Source organism: Psittacicella gerlachiana (assembly GCF_003585965.1).
Classification (GTDB): Bacteria; Pseudomonadota; Gammaproteobacteria; order Enterobacterales; family Psittacicellaceae; genus Psittacicella; species Psittacicella gerlachiana.
The window spans coordinates 14784-30666 of the sequence record NZ_NRJF01000059.1; the positions used below are offsets into that span (position 1 = coordinate 14784).

Here is a 15883-nt window from a genome sequence, read left to right on the forward strand (position 1 = left end):
GATAGAAAGAGAAAAACTGAAAGGAGAAAAGCTGGAAGGAAGATAAATAGTAAGAAAAAACGTGGTAAGAAGAAAAATAACAAAACAACTAGAATAGGATAATTAAGTGTAAATCTCTAAGCAAATCTATAACTTATGCAAACTATCACTCTTTATCTATGGAGACCGCTAGAGTCAAAATTTAAGCTTCCTTATAAAAAGGCTCATTATTTACAACCATGGGAAAACTCATTATTGACAACTAAAAAACAGAAGAAAGGAGGGATAAGTACCCTCCTTTTATAGATAAATTAAAAGTATAGTTTTACAAAGAGTAAGCTTAAAGCTAAGCTAAACACCATACTTAATAAGCCAGGAATCATAAAGCTATGATTAAAGATATATTTACCAATTTTTGTTGTTCCTGTAATATCAAAATCACAAGCTGCGATAATTGGTCCATAGTTAGGCACAAAGAAGTAACCGTTTACAGCAACAAAAGTACCTACTAAAATTTCTGGTGGTAAACCTATGCTTAGACCAATTGGGAATAATACTGTAACTGTAGCTGCTTGGCTATTTACGAGTACCGAGAAAACAAATAAAGCTAAAGCAAAAGCCCAAGGTGCTGCATGAACTAAAGAAGATACAGTTTCTTTTACCTCTGGAAGGTGAGCTGCGATTAAAGTATCTCCTAACCAAGCTATACCAAATATTGCAATTACTGCTCGCATTCCCGCATGGAATACCGAACCTCGAGTAATTACATTATTATCAGGTTTACAACAAAGAATAATAATTGCCCCTGCAGCCAGCATAATAATCTCAATTGCATGTACCATACTTAATGGTTTACCATTAACCACAGGTCTTAATTCAGCAAAAGCTCCGAGAATAACTACTGAAATTGCAGCAACAATAAAAATAAATACTGAGAATTTAGCATGCCATGAAGTAGTTTGTTCTTGTTCTTCTTTAGGCACAGAATCTAATAATTCAGCACGATATTCAGGATTTTCTAAGCGTGCAAGGTAAATAGGATCTTGATTTAATTCTTTACCTAATTTATTAACAATAATACAAGCAAAGAAAATTCCTAACACGGTTGCAGGAATGGTAATTTTGAGAATATCTAATACTGATACTTGTGAGCCATCTAGATACCTAATTACCGTAAGTACAGCTGCAGCTATTGGACTGCCCACAATTGCAAACTGTGAAGCAATTACTGCCATCGAAAGTGGACGTTCTGGACGAATGCCATTTTTACGACTAACTTCAGCAATTACCGGTAATACTGAGTAAGCAACATGCCCTGTACCTGCAAAAATGGTAAAGGTATAAGTTACTGCTGGAGCAATGAAAGTAATATACTTAGGATGACGATGAATTAATCTGGTAGCAATTTTTACCATATAGTCGAGACCACCAGCAGCCTGCATCGCAGCTGCCGCTGACACTACTGATAAAATCATTAGCATTACATCTATAGGGATGCTTGCTGGAGCCAAACCAAAGCCAAAAGTTAAAATTAATAAACCTAGTCCTCCCATTACTCCTAGGCCGATTCCCCCAATACGAGCACCTACAAGAATACATAGAAGAACTATTGCAAAATGAACAAAAAACATTTAATACCTAATTAAATTTTCTTAAAATAAAAAACAAAACTTCCTTATTATAAACTAATTAAAGTTTATCTTCCTACTTTATACTATAACTTTTTAAAACTCGAAAAACTCCATATTTCACTCTGTAGGAAAAATGCTTAGACAGAGAGCAAAATATGGCATAATCTTATAAACTAAGAACTTATATTTTTCTTAAGATTTTTTTATTAAAGACCAATTTTTTCTAATAAATAACTAACTTAACTCATGGCTAACCTTTTTTCAAATCTACAACAAAAATATGAACAAGTTTTTGATCGCCAATTAAAGATAGCGGTCACAGGTTTAAGTCGTAGCGGTAAAACCGCATTTATTACTAGTTTTATTAATCAACTTTTAACTTTAGATGGCAATAAAAGTAGTTTACCCTTCTTTCGAGCAGCCGCTAAAGGCTGGATTAAAGGGGCAACAATTGTTCCGCAAACTGATCTAACTCTTCCGACTTTTCCTTATCAACAAAACCTCAAAGCTTTACAAGGAGAAAATCCTACTTGGCCTCAAGCAACTACCGATATCAGTGTGATTCGTCTTGCTCTAAAGTATGAACTCCCTAAAAGCCTATGGCGAAAAATGAGTGAAGTTAACTTTAGTAACCAACAAACTCTGTATATAGATATTATTGATTATCCAGGCGAATGGTTATTAGATTTACCTTTACTTAAGCTCGATTATGCTCATTGGAGTACTAGTGGACATTTTCTTGCTCATCCTTTAAGAACAGAGTTAGCTCAAGCTTGGCTTCAAGCTTTAGAAAGTTTTGATCCTTTAGCTCCTGCTGATCATGAGCAAATTGCAACTATTGCTCAAGAATATACCAAATTTCTTTTTGCTTGTAAGGAAAAAGGGTTAGAGTTTATTCAACCAGGAAGATTTGTCCTTCCAGGGAGTTATACTAATGCCCCCGTACTACAATTCTTCCCTCTCGTCAATGTAACTGAGCAAACTTGGGAGCAACTACTCAACCATGCTAAAAAGCACCATGAATCAGGGATTGCCATTCTCATACAGAGATATAAAACCTACGTCCAAACATTTGTTGAAAATTTTTATCAGCAACATTTTGCTCGTTTTGATCGTCAAGTAATCCTTGTAGATTGTTTAACTCCTTTAAACCATTCAGCAATTGCTTTTCAAGAAACTCAACAAGCTCTTGAACAAATTTTTCAGCACTTCCAATATGGTAAACGTAACTTATGGCATCGTCTCTTTGCTCCACAAATAGATAAGCTCGTGTTTGCAGCCACTAAAGTAGATCATATTACCAGTGACCAAGTAGCAAACTTAAAAAGCTTGTTACAACAACTTGCTCAAAATAATAATCGTCAAGCTAATTACTATAATATAGATACAGCCTTTATCCCTATAGCTTCGATTAGGGCAACTCGTCAAGTAGTTTTAACTCAAGAAGGACAAACTTACCAAGCACTCCAAGGAAGATTAAAGCAAAACTATGAAAGCAAATACCTCTACCCTGGTTCAGTTCCAGCTCACTTGCCGGAAGCGAGTTTTTGGCAACAACATACTTTTGCCTTTGATGACTTTGCTCCTTTACCTTTAACTCCCCATGGTAAAATTGAATCTATTGGCATGGATCAAGTTTTTGAAGTATTACTCGGAGACAAATTAAAGTAAACTATGAAAGAAAAACAAATTTTTGATGCTCCTGAGAGAGATAACCAAACGCCAAGCTTTACTGCTAAAAAAGAGTTCAATCCACAACAAGCTCAAGTGCAAGAAAGTCAGGAAGCTACATACGAACAAGTTGAACAAGATTTACTAGTTCTTCCCAAAAAAGAGCTTAAATTACAACCTGGTAAACTCTTTACTTGGAGTTTAAGAATTTTCTCTTTATTCCTTTTTGCTTTAGGTCTTGGTACTTTATATCAACTTGGAGCTTCTCTCTATGCTCTTATTAGTCTTTTTAATCAAGGAATCAGCAGTATTGCTTTACTCGTTACCCATCTTAGTAGCTTTGCGATTCAACTGGGATTATTTTTAATCTTTGCCGGTTTAAGTTTAAGCTTACGTAAAGAATATAAAAGCATAAAACTTCTTCAAGAACACGAAGAAAAGCAACTGCAAGCGGGCATCGTTTTAAGCGCTTATGCTCAAGTAGAAGAAAATGAACAGGGACAAGCTAATTTAAGTCATCATCAGGGACAAGTATTTTTTACTAATGCAGAACAAGCTATAGCTTGGTGTCAAACTCAATTGGAACTCATGCAAATTAATCAAATGCACCCAAGTATAAAGCAATGGAAAGAAGCGGTACATAGCTATATGTCACCAGGTCAAGTACTACAACTATTTTCTTTTTATGTGTTAGAACCTTTTGATAAACAAGTTATCGAAATTATTCACAAACGAGCAGCTACCGATGCTCTTGTCATTGCCTTTTCTCACTTTGTTCTCCTCGATATGCTCTTTATTTGTTGGCGAAATTTACAACTTATGAACGAAATAAGTTCGCTTTATGGAATTAAACTAGGCTACTATGCACGCTTAAAAATGTTTAAGCACTTGTTAGCTAATATCTTCCTTGCGGGTGCAAGTGAAGCTCTCGAACAATATATAGATCTAAGTGATTTCGTTTCTTCTAACTTATTAAGTAAGTTTTCGACTAAGGCTGCTCAAGGTTTAAGTATTGGACTCTTAAGTGTACGCTTAGGAATCAAACAAATGGAGTTTTGTCGTCCTTTACCTTTTGCGAAGAAAAATCGTCCGAACATCCTTAGTTTAAGTAAAAGCTTAAGCAAAAACCTTCTTTCCTCACTACAGAAAAAAGAGCAAGATTAAATAGTTTAAGTTTTAAGATTTAACCTTATTTGGGGTATAATAGAGCGTGTAAACTTAAAGAAAGGCAACAAGTTACCAGCCTAAAATTTATTTAGGATGATCACTATACCTTTACGTGTTAAACAAAAGGAAATTGTATGTCACTAGTAGAACTTTATACTAAACATGTTTCACGTTTAGTAGATTATTATAAAGATTATTTAACAAAGAATAACAAAACCTCTGTATGGCTACACTATGGTGATCATGTACTTTATTTTGATGATGATCAAGAGATCCCATTCCGTGCTAATGCCTATGCCGTACATTTAATTAATGAACCTAAAGCTGTAGGCTCATATATATGCGTAGATAGAGAAGGTAAAGTAACTCTTTACAACTTTATTGACAATGGATTCTGGAATGTACCTACAACTTTAGATTTTTCTTTCTTTAAAGAATCTAAACTAATTGAAGTTGTAGATTTCTACGATTTTGATAAAGAACTCAAAGCAATTCTAGAAGCTCAAGCTCCAACTTCTTTAATTATTGGACCAAATCAACAAAAATATCTTGAATTAGGTTTTGCCCCTGAATCAGTTAATGAAAAAGAGTTAATGCTTGATCTGCAAGACTTACGCTTACAAAAAACTGAGTATGAGTACGAAATGCTTTGCCAAGCTCAATACTTAGCAATTAAAGCTCATCGTACCATTAAAACAGCGGTAAACTCTACGAATTTATCAGAAAATCAACTTCTTGGAGTTTATTTACAAAATGCAGAATTACCTTATGATGCTCAAGGTTATGCAAGTATTTTAGCTTTTAATGAAAATGCTGCTATTTTACACTACAATAAATTAGACTTTACCTCTCCTGAACAACGTAAATCTTTCCTTATCGATGCGGGAGCGGTATACAAAGGTTATCAAGCAGATATTTCACGTACTTACTTTTTAGATGATAATCAATTATTTTCTGATTTAATTCTTGGCGTAGGAAATATTAAAGACGAAATTATTAACAATATGCGTCCAGGTATTTCTACAGCGAGCTTACAAGAGTTAATGATGCGTAAAACCGCAGAACTTCTTATAGATGCCGAAATCTTAAAAGACATTAGCATCGATGAAGCTTATGACTTTAAGATTCCTCATCGCTTTGTGCCTCATGGTTTTGGACATTCTTTAGGTATCAACACTCATGACGTGAGAGGTCGCATTAAAACTCCACAAATCCCAGGTTTAAGAAGCACTCATGTGTTAGAAGTTGGAAATGTTTGGACTGTTGAACCAGGATTATATTTTATTGAGCAATTACTTGCAGAGTTAAATAATGATCCAAAAATTAGTTCTCACCTCAACCAAGCTTTACTTGAGTCTTTAAAACCTTACGGCGGTATTCGTGTTGAAGACAACGTAATGCTCCAAGAAGATCAACTAGTAAACTTTACAGGTGATCTTGATAATATGTAATTAAAAAAGTAGCGATCATTGATCGCTACTTTGAACTCTGTAAATTATGACTAAAGTCCTACTTTTATCTGGTACTCGTGAAGGACATACTGCTAAAATTAATGATTTTATTGCCCAAAAACTCCAAGAAAACCAGAAAATAGAAATTTTACATCTAACCTTAGAGCAAGCATTACAAGACAATCTTGATCTTAGTGATTTTAAAGCCATAGTTGTTGGGGCTTCTATTCATTATGGACATTTTCCTAAAGCTTTAAACCACTTTGTCGCTAAACATCTTCAAGAGTTACAAACTCAACCTAGTTACTTTTTTGGAGTAAATTTAACGGCTCGTAAAGCGGAAAAATCCAGTCCCCAAACTAATGTTTATGTACGCAAATTCTTAAAATCTACTCCTTGGCAACCACAGCAAGTGGCAGTTTTTGCTGGAGCTTTAAATTACGCTCAATTAAACTTTTTTGATCGTAATATGATCCGATTTATTATGTGGCTAACCAAAGGAGATACAGATCCTAAAACAAATAAAGTTTATACTAATTGGCAAGCTGTAACTGAATTTGCTCAACAAATTTCCCAATCCCTTTAATCGACTATAGATAAAAACAATCTTAAGCTTGTTTATGCTTACCAATAAATCTCACAAGCTTGAACTTACCCCTATGTATTGAGTTATAAACTCAATTCTTCTATCTATAGGACTAGACAACTGGAAACTTTAATTATGTCAACAGAATTAAAAGAAATTGAAACTTTAACTTTACCACCTGAAATCCAAAAACAATTAGAAGAAATTCGTCGTGGTACTGAAGCTATATATTCTGAACAAGATTTAATTAAAAAACTTTTAGAAAAACGTCCTCTAATTGTTAAATTAGGAGCTGACCCTACTGCTCCTGATATTCACCTAGGACATACAGTAGTTTTAAATAAATTACGTGCTTTACAAAACTATGGTCACCAAGTACAATTTTTAATTGGTGACTTTACAGCTACAGTTGGTGATCCATCTGGACGTTCTGCAACTCGTCCTCCATTAACTCGTGAACAAGTTCTTGCTAATGCTAAAACCTACCAAGAACAAATTTTTAAAATTCTAGATCCTGAAAAAACAAAAATTGTTTTTAACTCAGATTGGTTAGGCAAGCTCGGAACTGAAGGGGTATTACGCCTTGCTTCACAGTCAACGGTAGCTCGTATGTTAGAACGTGATGATTTTAACAAACGTTATAATAATAATCAGCCAATTGCAATTCACGAATTCCTCTACCCATTATTCCAAGGCTATGATTCAGTAGAAATGAAAGCTGATATTGAGTTAGGAGGAACTGACCAAACCTTTAATCTTTTAATGGGACGTGAACTGCAAAAATCTTACAATCAAGCACAGCAAGTATGTATTACTTTACCTCTACTTGTAGGTCTTGATGGCGAAAAGAAAATGTCAAAATCTTTAGGTAACTACATAGGCGTTACAGATCCTGCTAACGAGATGTATGCTAAAGTAATGTCAATTTCTGATGACCTCATGTGGGATTGGTATACTTTATTATCATTTAAATCTTTAGAAGAAATTGCAACACTAAAAGAAAAAGTAGCTCAAGGGATGAATCCACGTGATGCTAAAGTAGAGTTAGCTCTTGAAATTACCGCTCGTTTCCATAGTGAAGAGCTAGCTTTAGCAGCTAAAGAGGAGTTTACTAATCGTTTTGCTAAAGGTCAACTTCCAACAGATCTAGAAGAGTTAACTCTTACTATTGCCGATCAAGACGATTACCCTCTTGCTAATCTCCTTAAAGATGCACAAATGGTTGCTTCAACTTCTGAAGCTTACCGTAATATTGAAGGTAACGGAGTATCTATTGATGGAGAAAAAGTTACAGATAAAAAACATCGTGTTGCAGTAGGTACTACTGCCGTATACCAAGTAGGTAAACGTAAATTTAAACGTATTACTCTAACTAAATAATCAGTGAATAAACAAAAACGCATTGAAATTCTACAAAGGTTTGCTTTAGCTAACCCTAATCCCACTACTGAATTAAAATATTCTAATACTTTTGAGTTATTAATTGCAGTATTACTTTCAGCACAAGCTACTGATGCTTCAGTAAATAAAGCTACCGAACCATTATTTAAAGTAGCAAATAATGCTCAAGCTATGTGGGATCTAGGAGAAGAAAAAGTACGAGACTATATTAAAACTCTCAACTTTTTCCGTAATAAAGCAAAAAATGTTATTAAAACCAGTGAAATTCTTGCTACCAAATATCAAGGAGAAGTTCCTGATGATCAGGAAATCCTTGAATCCTTACCTGGAGTTGGTCATAAAACCGCTAATGTAGTACGTAATACCGCATTTGGTCATCCAACTGTAGCTGTGGATACCCATATTTTTAGGGTTTGTAATCGTACGAAATTTGCTCCTGGTAAAGATGTAGTAGAGGTAGAGGAAAAACTTCTAAAGGTTGTCCCTAAAGAATATTTATATAATGTTCATCACTGGTTAATTCTGCATGGACGCTATACTTGCCAAGCAAGAAAACCTAAATGTCAAATTTGCCCTATTGCAGACCTTTGTGAGTTCAAAGAAAAAGATCAATACCTTTATGGCAAATAAAAAAGCTAAAAAACCTGGTTCAGCTTCGATTGCCCAAAATAAAAGAGCTCGTTTTGAGTATTTTATTGAAGAGACAATTGAAGCAGGACTCTCTTTACAAGGCTGGGAGATTAAATCCTTGCGCCAAGGTAAAGCTAATATTGCCGATTCTTATGTAACTTTTAAAAATGGCGAAGCATTTTTATTAGGTTCAACCGTTCAACCTTTAAATCAAGCTTCAACCCATGTTTTAAACGATCCAACTCGTACTCGTAAGCTTCTCTTACACCGTAAAGAAATCGATAACCTTTTTGGTAAGGTAAATCGTGCGGGATATACAGTAGTATGTCTAGAACTTTACTGGCAACGCTCTTATGTAAAAGCTAAGCTAGGCTTAGCTCGTGGGAAAAAGCTTCACGATAAACGAGAAACAGTAAAAGATCGAGAATGGCAAATCCAAAAAGCACGAATTATGAAAAATACTAATTTGCGCTAAATAAAAAAGACCAGAGGAGATTCCTTTGGTCTTTTAATTTATGTTAATATTTTTTATATACTAAAGAGGAGGTCTATTGACCTCCTCTCAAGGGTAAAATTAATTATACACGTTTAAAGTCTAAGTGTAATAATTTTGGTTTAAAAGCGTGACGTTGAATCGCTTGTACTTTTACTTTTTCTTCTTTACCATCAACAACGATTGTTAAAACTTCAGCGTAGAACTCTGGTTTAACTTGTGCGTTGTTTACTTTGTCGTGATCTAATACGATCGCTACAGGTTCTGCATTACCACCATAGATAATTGCAGGAATTTTACCCTCGTGACGAAGGCGGCGGCTCACACCTTTACCATTCGTTTGTTTAGCAGTTGCTTCAAATGTAAATGACATTTTAATTTTCCTTAATGTTTTATCTAAAAATATTAAGTGTCCAAGAGGTGACCCAAGCTTGGCACAGGTACGTATTATATCAAGATCAAGTTTAAATGTAAAGTACTTTTTTTAGCGACATTAACCTCAAACTTCAGTATAATAGAAACAAAATTATACTAAAACTACAAGTAGATATATGACTTTACCTGTAATTACCCTAATGGGAGCTACCGCTTCTGGTAAAACTAGACTAGCTATGGCTCTCTATAAAAAAAATCCTGAAAAATATGATCTTATTAACGTTGATTCAGCGTTAATTTATCGTGATATGACTATAGGCACAGCTAAACCTTCACCTGAAGAATTAGCTCAAGCTCCTCATGCTTTAGTAGATATTCTAGATCCTGCTCAAAGTTATAGTGTAGGACAGTTTCAAAAGGATGTTGATCAATTAATCAAAAAATCACACCAACAAGGAAAAATTCCTTTACTCGTTGGTGGAACCATGATGTATTATCGTAGCCTTTTAGGACAATTAGATCAATTACCCTCTTCAACCGAAGAATCTCGAGCTTGGGTCAATGAACTCTTTGCGACTAAAGGGAATCTAGAGTGTCATCAAATGCTTAAAGAAATTGATCCTGCAGCTTTTAGTCGTCTCCATCCAAACGATAGTCAAAGAGTAGGCAGAATTCTCGAACTCTACTACCTTACTGGTAAATCTATGAGTGAGATTTCTAATAATAATTCTGCAGAAAATAAACATCTTAGTCCTTTAGAAAAAGAACTAAGAATGCGTCGCATTAATAAAAAACTCTTTAACACTCCGCACTACAATCTAGAAGACTATTACACAGATTTTGCTCAATTAACCCCTGATTTATGCTTAGCTAACAAAAACTCTCAAGGTCTCTATGAATACCATGATGTAAAAGGAACAACTTTATATAGTAAGTATAATCTTTTACAATTTGCTATGTATAATCAAGACCGTACAGCCTTACATGCCGATATTAATAATCGCTTAAAACAAATGGTTGCTGATGGAATTGTTGCTGAAGTAGAAAAACTTTATCAACGTGGAGATTTAAATCGTGACATGCCAAGTGTTCGCTGTGTAGGTTATCGTCAGCTTTGGGATTATTTTGATGGAGAAGTAACTTTAGAGCAAGCTTTAGAAAATGTAGCTGCTGCGACAAGACAATTAGCTAAAAGACAAATTACTTGGCTACGTTCTTGGCCTTTACCTTTTACACAAATTCCAACCAATATTCCGGTGGAACAACAAATTGAAATTATTGAAAAAGTATTAAATTTCGCTCTCGAACAAGAGGATTCCTTATGCCAAAAACCATAGTTCTTGCGACCAGTAATCAAGGTAAATTAAAAGAATTTTCAGCTCTTTTTAAACAAGCTAATTTAGAACAATACTTAGACTTAAAAACTCTTGCTGAGTTTCCTAGCTTTATTTCTCCTGAAGAAAATGCTCCTTCCTTTATTGGTAATGCTTTAATTAAAGCTTATCATGCAGCCGAACATACGGGTACGGCTGCTCTTGCCGATGATTCTGGACTATGCGTTGATGCCTTAGACTCTGCTCCAGGAATTCACTCGGCTCGCTATGCAACTATGCACAATTTCCAGCAACAAGGATTAGATAAAGAACAACTAAACTATTCTTGTCTTTTAGAAAAGATGCAAAGTATCCCACAAGGACAACGTCAAGCTCACTTCTACTGTTGCTTAGTTCTTGTACGCTTTCCTCGTGATCCTGAACCTTTAATTGCTGTAGGAAAATGTAAAGGAGAAATTCTCTCTGCAGCTATTGGTGACCATGGACATGGATATGACCCAGTGTTCTTTAGTTTTGATCTTAACAAAAGCTTTGCTCAGGCAACAATGGAAGAAAAAAACTCAGTATCTCATCGTACCTTAGCTTTTGATAATCTAATTAATGCGGGCTTAAAAGAATTTTTTAGTAAATAATTTAAATCAATAAAGTAAGGTTTAAGTTATAATATAAGTTACCTTTTTTAACTTGGAATCCTGATTATGACAAAAGAGAAAAAAATTACTCCTTTTGATACCGTAACTGAAGCTTTTCCTGAAGATTCTCTTCTTGAAGAAGCTTTTAAACAATCAAGTTGGAAAGAAGATAATCGTATTGCTGACGAAACTGGCGAAAGCGAAAAGAAAGATTCACAAAAATAAGAGAATCTAAAAATTAGGAAAATCTAAAAACTTATAGGTATAGAGTTAAACTCTATACCTATTCTGCTATCTAAACCACTATGACTAAAAAGAAGCATAAAAAACTCGTTGCGAGCCTCCTCCTACTTATTGTGATTATAATTGCTCTTGTCCTTTACTTAAATAGAGGCTTGTTTACGCAAATTAAACACAATCTTGAGCAACGCCAAGCCCTAATTAAAGTACAAAAAGAAATTACCTTTGAGTTAAATAAATATAATCAAGAATACATCTTACTCGGTCAAGGAACTACCAATAGCTATTGTTATATTCTGTATCCTTTAACAGAATCCACCTTGCTTAAAGATTTACTTCGAGCTGGTGCTAACACCCAAAAAAATCTTTGCGGGAAAGTATTTTATGTTCCTATACAGCAAGAAGCAGAATTACAAAGTTCAATGCTCAATTATATTTTTAGCCAACCAGCGTATCAAAGAAAAGAATTACTTGAAATGTGGTTTAAAAGAGCAAACTTACCTTTAGCAAACTTACCGCAAAATTTACAACAACTTTATCAAATCCAACAGGATTTTAATTTAAGTCAGTATACTTTTCCTATTTATATTAAGTACCAGCCTGAGAGTCATAGTGTTCGTTGGTATATCGGAGAGCGAGCTGAACGTGAATTATTACAATTTAAATAAAATTTAAGGAGATGTAGCAAAAACTACATCTCCTTTAATTTTATAAATCGTCATCATCAAAACTTAAATCATCAACATTAACTTTAGAGTCAATTTGTCCTACTAAGTAAGATGAGATTTCTGTTTCTTGTGGAGCTACTTGTACGTTCTCAGAAGATAACCAGTTGTTCATCCATGGAATTGGATTTGAACGTTTTGCAAATGGTAAAGGTAAGTTTACAGCTTCCATACGAATATTGGTAATATATTCCACATATTCTTGTAGAATTTGTTTATTTAAACCTAACATAGAACCATCTTTAAAGAGGTACTCTGCCCATTCTTTCTCCTGATTAGCAGCAGCTAAGAATAGCTCATATGCTTCTTGCTCAGCTTCTTTTGCAATCTCTGCCATCTCAGGGTCACCATCACCCTGTTGCATTAAATTAATAATATGTTGCGTTCCAGTTAAATGTAACGCTTCATCACGAGCAATTAATTTAATAATTTTTGCATTTCCTTCCATACGTTTTTGCTCAGCAAAAGCGAATGAACAAGCAAAAGAAACATAGAAACGTATAGCTTCTAAAGCATTAACCGAGTGTAAACATAGGTAGAGTTCTTTCTTTAATTTACGTAAAGTAACTTCGATTTTCTCACCGTCAACTTCAAACTCCCCCTCACCGTAAATAGTCCAAAGCATAGTATCACGAATTAAATCATCGTAATATTTTGAGATATCACGAGCACGTTTTACAATTTCACTATTGGTAACTATATCGTCAAACACTTCGCCTGGATCATTAACGATATTACGAATAATATGCGTATATGAACGTGAGTGAATTGTTTCCGAGAAAGTCCAAGTTTCAATCCAAGTTTCTAACTCTGGAATAGACACTAAAGGTAATAAAGCAACGTTTGGCGAACGCCCTTGAATAGAATCAAGTAAAGTTTGATATTTTAAGTTTGAAATAAAAATGTGTTTTTCATGATCAGGTAATTGACTATAATCAATACGATCACGAGTAACATCCACTTCTTCTGGACGCCAGAAAAAAGATAATTGTTTTTCGATTAACTTTTCAAAAATAGGATATCTTTGTTGGTCATAACGTGCAACATTCACGTTTTGTCCAAAGAACATAGGTTCTTTTAATTGGTCATTTTTATTTTGCGAGAAAGTGGTATAAGCCATATTTATATCCTTCTATATAAATTAGAGTGGAAGTCACAAAGAATAAATTTCTTCAAACTTTTGATTAGATTTTACAAGCACCGCCTGCACAATCATCATCAGTACGATCTGAAGCTCCATCATTAGTGTTATGGTAGTATAAGGTTTTAATCCCAAGTTTATGACAAAGTAATAGATCTTTTAATAATTGTTGCATAGGTACTTTATTACCTGGGAATTTTGCTGGATCATAGTTAGTATTTGTTGAAATAGATTGGTCAACAAATTTTTGCATTAATCCAACTAATTCTAGATAACCTCGGTTATCTGGCCATGTCCAAAGTAATTCATATTGTTGACGGTATTTATCGATTTCAGGAACTACTTGACGTAAGATACCATCTTTTGATTGTTTAATGGTAACAAAACCACGTGGTGGTTCAATCCCATTCGTCGCATTAGAAATTTGCGAAGAAGTTTCTGATGGCATTAATGAAGTTAAAGTAGAGTTACGTAAGCCCCAACGTGCAATATCCGTACGTAATTCTTCCCAGTTATAATGTAATTCACCACTGTGAATCTTATCTAGGTTCTTATTATAGTGGTCTATAGGTAATAATCCTTGAGCATAAGTAGTATCACCAAAATATTCACAAGCACCTTTCTCTTGAGCTAAACGATTTGAAGCTTTTAAGCAATAATATTGAATTGCTTCAAAAGTACGATGCGTTAAATCTTTTGCAGAACCATCAGTATATTTAACTCCATTTTTTGCTAGGTAGTAAGCATAGTTAATTACCCCTATACCTAAAGAGCGACGGCGTTTAGTTGAGATTTCAGCAGCTTTAATTGGATAATTTTGATAATCCATTAAAGAATCTAAAGCACGTACAACTAAATCTGCTAATTCTTCAAGTTCATCAAGATTTTCAATTGCCCCTAAGTTAAATGCAGAAAGCGTACAGAGTGCAATTTCCCCTTCTTCATCAAAAATATTATTTAAAGGTTTAGTTGGTAAGGTAATCTCTAAACATAAATTTGATTGACGAATTGGAGCTTTTTTCGGATTAAATGCTGAGTGAGTATTTGTATTATCAACATTGTGAATATAAATTCTTCCTGTTGACGCACGCTCTTGCATTAATGAAGAGAAAAGATCTACTGCAGGAACGGTAATGCGTTCAATTGCAGGATCATTTTCATATTTTTCATATAAGCGAGCAAATTCATCTTGATCTTCAAAGAAAGCATCATATAATCCTGGTACTTCAGATGGGCTGAATAATGAAATTACTCCATCTTTTGTTCTTAAACGATTATATAAGTAGCCATTAATTTGCACCCCATAGTCAAGCTGACGTACACGGTTATCTTCAACCCCACGGTTATTTTTAAGGACGAGAAGTTCACGCGCTTCACGATGCCATATAGGATAGAATACAGTTGCAGCTCCGCCTCTTACTCCACCTTGTGAACAAGATTTTACAGCCGCTTGGAATAGTTTATAAAAAGGAATTACTCCAGTGTGATATGCTTCACCACCACGGATTTTTGAACCTATAGCACGGATACGTCCCGCATTAACCCCAATCCCAGCTCTTTGTGATACGTATTTCACAATTGCTGATGAAGTCGCATTAATAGAATCTAAACTATCATCACATTCAATAAGCACACAAGATGAGAATTGACGGGTTGGCGTTCTCACCCCAGCCATAATTGGCGTTGGTAAACTAATTTTAAAGGTAGAAGCAGCATCATAGAAACGTCTAATATAATCTAAACGTGTCTCTTTTGGATAATCTGCAAATAATGAAGCAGCAATTAGTAAATATAAAAACTGTGCTGACTCATAAATTTGTTTAGTTACACGGTCTTGTACTAAATATTTACCTTCTAATTGCTTAACTCCTGCATAAGCAAAATCTAAATCACGAGAGTGAACTAAGAAACCATTCATGATTTCATAATCTTCACGTGAGAATTTTTCTAATAACTCTTGATCATATTTACCAAGATTTACTAGTTTTACTACATGATCATATAAATGAGGTGGTTCAAAGCCATCATAAGCTTTTTTACGGAGATGGAAAACAGCTAGACGGGCAGCTAAATATTGATAATCAGGAGTTTGCTCGGAAATTAAATCCGCAGCTGACTTGATTAAAAGCTCATGGATATCTGAAGTTTTCATTCCATCAGCAAATTGAACTTGCGAACGTAACTCAACTAGAGATACTGAAACATCGTTTAAGCCTTCAGCGGCCCAAGTTACCACTCGGTGAACCTTTTCTAAATCAAGAGGTTCTCTTCTGCCGTTACGCTTGGTAACATAGATATTTTCTATCACGGGTGTTCTCCTTTATCTGTAACTATAGAATTCAATTTTAAATACTTAATTGTTTAAATACTTAAAGCTAAATTTAAAATTTATATTCGATTAAAAAAACAATTATCTCACTCTTTAAT

15 protein-coding genes are annotated in these 15883 nt (G+C 34.5%); 11 read left to right on the top strand and 4 right to left on the bottom strand.

Annotated elements, in window-relative coordinates:
* Window positions 1–290: 290 nt before the first annotated feature.
* A complete protein-coding gene (locus CKF59_RS02420) occupies window positions 291–1610 on the bottom strand; it encodes an anaerobic C4-dicarboxylate transporter family protein (protein ID WP_119534394.1) in 1320 nt (439 codons plus the stop codon).
* Window positions 1611–1856: 246 nt separating this feature from the next.
* Between CKF59_RS02420 and CKF59_RS02425 the strand changes: the two genes are divergently transcribed.
* The 7 genes from CKF59_RS02425 (at window position 1857) to smpB (ending at window position 8991) form a co-directional block, all read left to right on the top strand.
* Entirely contained in the window at window positions 1857–3281 is a 1425-nt protein-coding gene (locus tag CKF59_RS02425) for a YcjX family GTP-binding protein (RefSeq protein ID WP_119534395.1), read from the top strand.
* Window positions 3282–3284: 3 nt separating this feature from the next.
* Window positions 3285–4445, top strand: coding sequence for a TIGR01620 family protein (locus CKF59_RS02430; RefSeq protein WP_119534396.1), 1161 nt, complete (start codon window positions 3285–3287; stop codon window positions 4443–4445).
* 137 nt (window positions 4446–4582) lie between these two features.
* The gene (locus tag CKF59_RS02435) at window positions 4583–5899 is read left to right on the top strand and encodes a M24 family metallopeptidase (RefSeq protein ID WP_119534397.1); all 1317 of its coding nucleotides are present in this window, start codon (window positions 4583–4585) and stop codon (window positions 5897–5899) included.
* A gap of 46 nt (window positions 5900–5945) precedes the next feature.
* On the top strand, window positions 5946–6485 hold the full coding sequence (gene hemG / locus CKF59_RS02440) for a menaquinone-dependent protoporphyrinogen IX dehydrogenase (RefSeq protein WP_119534398.1): 540 nt from the start codon (window positions 5946–5948) through the stop codon (window positions 6483–6485).
* Window positions 6486–6620: 135 nt separating this feature from the next.
* Window positions 6621–7865 carry a tyrosine--tRNA ligase gene (gene tyrS, locus CKF59_RS02445; protein WP_119534399.1) on the top strand — a complete coding sequence of 415 codons (1245 nt, stop codon included), beginning with the start codon at window positions 6621–6623 and terminating at the stop codon, window positions 7863–7865.
* 3 nt (window positions 7866–7868) lie between these two features.
* Window positions 7869–8516: an endonuclease III gene (nth, locus tag CKF59_RS02450; protein ID WP_119534400.1), complete on the top strand. Its 648-nt coding sequence runs from the start codon at window positions 7869–7871 to the stop codon at window positions 8514–8516.
* Window positions 8506–8991 carry an SsrA-binding protein SmpB gene (gene smpB, locus CKF59_RS02455; protein WP_119534401.1) on the top strand — a complete coding sequence of 162 codons (486 nt, stop codon included), beginning with the start codon at window positions 8506–8508 and terminating at the stop codon, window positions 8989–8991. Before nth ends, smpB begins: the two co-directional genes overlap by 11 nt.
* Window positions 8992–9094: 103 nt before the next feature.
* Here the strand turns inward: smpB and rplY are convergent, their stop codons facing one another.
* The gene (rplY, locus tag CKF59_RS02460) at window positions 9095–9382 is read right to left on the bottom strand and encodes a 50S ribosomal protein L25 (RefSeq protein WP_119534402.1); all 288 of its coding nucleotides are present in this window, start codon (window positions 9380–9382) and stop codon (window positions 9095–9097) included.
* Between the two features lie 178 nt (window positions 9383–9560).
* Here rplY and miaA point away from each other — a divergent pair, with 178 nt between their 5' ends.
* The 4 genes from miaA (at window position 9561) to CKF59_RS02475 (ending at window position 12258) form a co-directional block, all read left to right on the top strand.
* Complete coding sequence (miaA, locus tag CKF59_RS02465) at window positions 9561–10721, top strand: tRNA (adenosine(37)-N6)-dimethylallyltransferase MiaA (protein WP_119534403.1); 1161 nt, start codon at window positions 9561–9563, stop codon at window positions 10719–10721.
* A complete protein-coding gene (gene rdgB, locus CKF59_RS02470; RefSeq protein WP_119534404.1) occupies window positions 10706–11350 on the top strand; it encodes an RdgB/HAM1 family non-canonical purine NTP pyrophosphatase in 645 nt (214 codons plus the stop codon). The genes miaA and rdgB overlap by 16 nt, the downstream gene beginning before the upstream one ends.
* 66 nt (window positions 11351–11416) lie before the next feature.
* Entirely contained in the window at window positions 11417–11575 is a 159-nt protein-coding gene (locus tag CKF59_RS07855; protein WP_222985502.1) for a hypothetical protein, read from the top strand.
* An 80-nt stretch (window positions 11576–11655) separates the two neighbouring features.
* Window positions 11656–12258 carry a hypothetical protein gene (locus CKF59_RS02475; RefSeq protein WP_119534405.1) on the top strand — a complete coding sequence of 201 codons (603 nt, stop codon included), beginning with the start codon at window positions 11656–11658 and terminating at the stop codon, window positions 12256–12258.
* Window positions 12259–12298: 40 nt separating this feature from the next.
* Here CKF59_RS02475 and nrdB read toward each other — a convergent pair whose 3' ends face one another.
* Together nrdB and nrdA are read right to left on the bottom strand one after the other, a co-directional pair.
* Window positions 12299–13435 carry a class Ia ribonucleoside-diphosphate reductase subunit beta gene (nrdB, locus tag CKF59_RS02480; RefSeq protein ID WP_119534406.1) on the bottom strand — a complete coding sequence of 379 codons (1137 nt, stop codon included), beginning with the start codon at window positions 13433–13435 and terminating at the stop codon, window positions 12299–12301.
* 64 nt (window positions 13436–13499) lie between these two features.
* Window positions 13500–15764: a class 1a ribonucleoside-diphosphate reductase subunit alpha gene (nrdA, locus tag CKF59_RS02485; protein ID WP_119534407.1), complete on the bottom strand. Its 2265-nt coding sequence runs from the start codon at window positions 15762–15764 to the stop codon at window positions 13500–13502.
* Window positions 15765–15883 lie beyond the last annotated feature (119 nt).

Coding starts and splice junctions, on each gene's coding strand:
- smpB (WP_119534401.1), top strand. CDS start 8,506: ATGGCAAATAAAAAAGCTAAAAAACCTGGTTCAGCTTCGATTGCCCAA.
- rplY (WP_119534402.1), bottom strand. CDS start 9,382: ATGTCATTTACATTTGAAGCAACTGCTAAACAAACGAATGGTAAAGGT.
- CKF59_RS07855 (WP_222985502.1), top strand. CDS start 11,417: ATGACAAAAGAGAAAAAAATTACTCCTTTTGATACCGTAACTGAAGCT.
- CKF59_RS02430 (WP_119534396.1), top strand. CDS start 3,285: ATGAAAGAAAAACAAATTTTTGATGCTCCTGAGAGAGATAACCAAACG.
- tyrS (WP_119534399.1), top strand. CDS start 6,621: ATGTCAACAGAATTAAAAGAAATTGAAACTTTAACTTTACCACCTGAA.
- rdgB (WP_119534404.1), top strand. CDS start 10,706: ATGCCAAAAACCATAGTTCTTGCGACCAGTAATCAAGGTAAATTAAAA.
- CKF59_RS02475 (WP_119534405.1), top strand. CDS start 11,656: ATGACTAAAAAGAAGCATAAAAAACTCGTTGCGAGCCTCCTCCTACTT.
- CKF59_RS02420 (WP_119534394.1), bottom strand. CDS start 1,610: ATGTTTTTTGTTCATTTTGCAATAGTTCTTCTATGTATTCTTGTAGGT.
- miaA (WP_119534403.1), top strand. CDS start 9,561: ATGACTTTACCTGTAATTACCCTAATGGGAGCTACCGCTTCTGGTAAA.
- nrdB (WP_119534406.1), bottom strand. CDS start 13,435: ATGGCTTATACCACTTTCTCGCAAAATAAAAATGACCAATTAAAAGAA.
- CKF59_RS02425 (WP_119534395.1), top strand. CDS start 1,857: ATGGCTAACCTTTTTTCAAATCTACAACAAAAATATGAACAAGTTTTT.
- CKF59_RS02435 (WP_119534397.1), top strand. CDS start 4,583: ATGTCACTAGTAGAACTTTATACTAAACATGTTTCACGTTTAGTAGAT.
- hemG (WP_119534398.1), top strand. CDS start 5,946: ATGACTAAAGTCCTACTTTTATCTGGTACTCGTGAAGGACATACTGCT.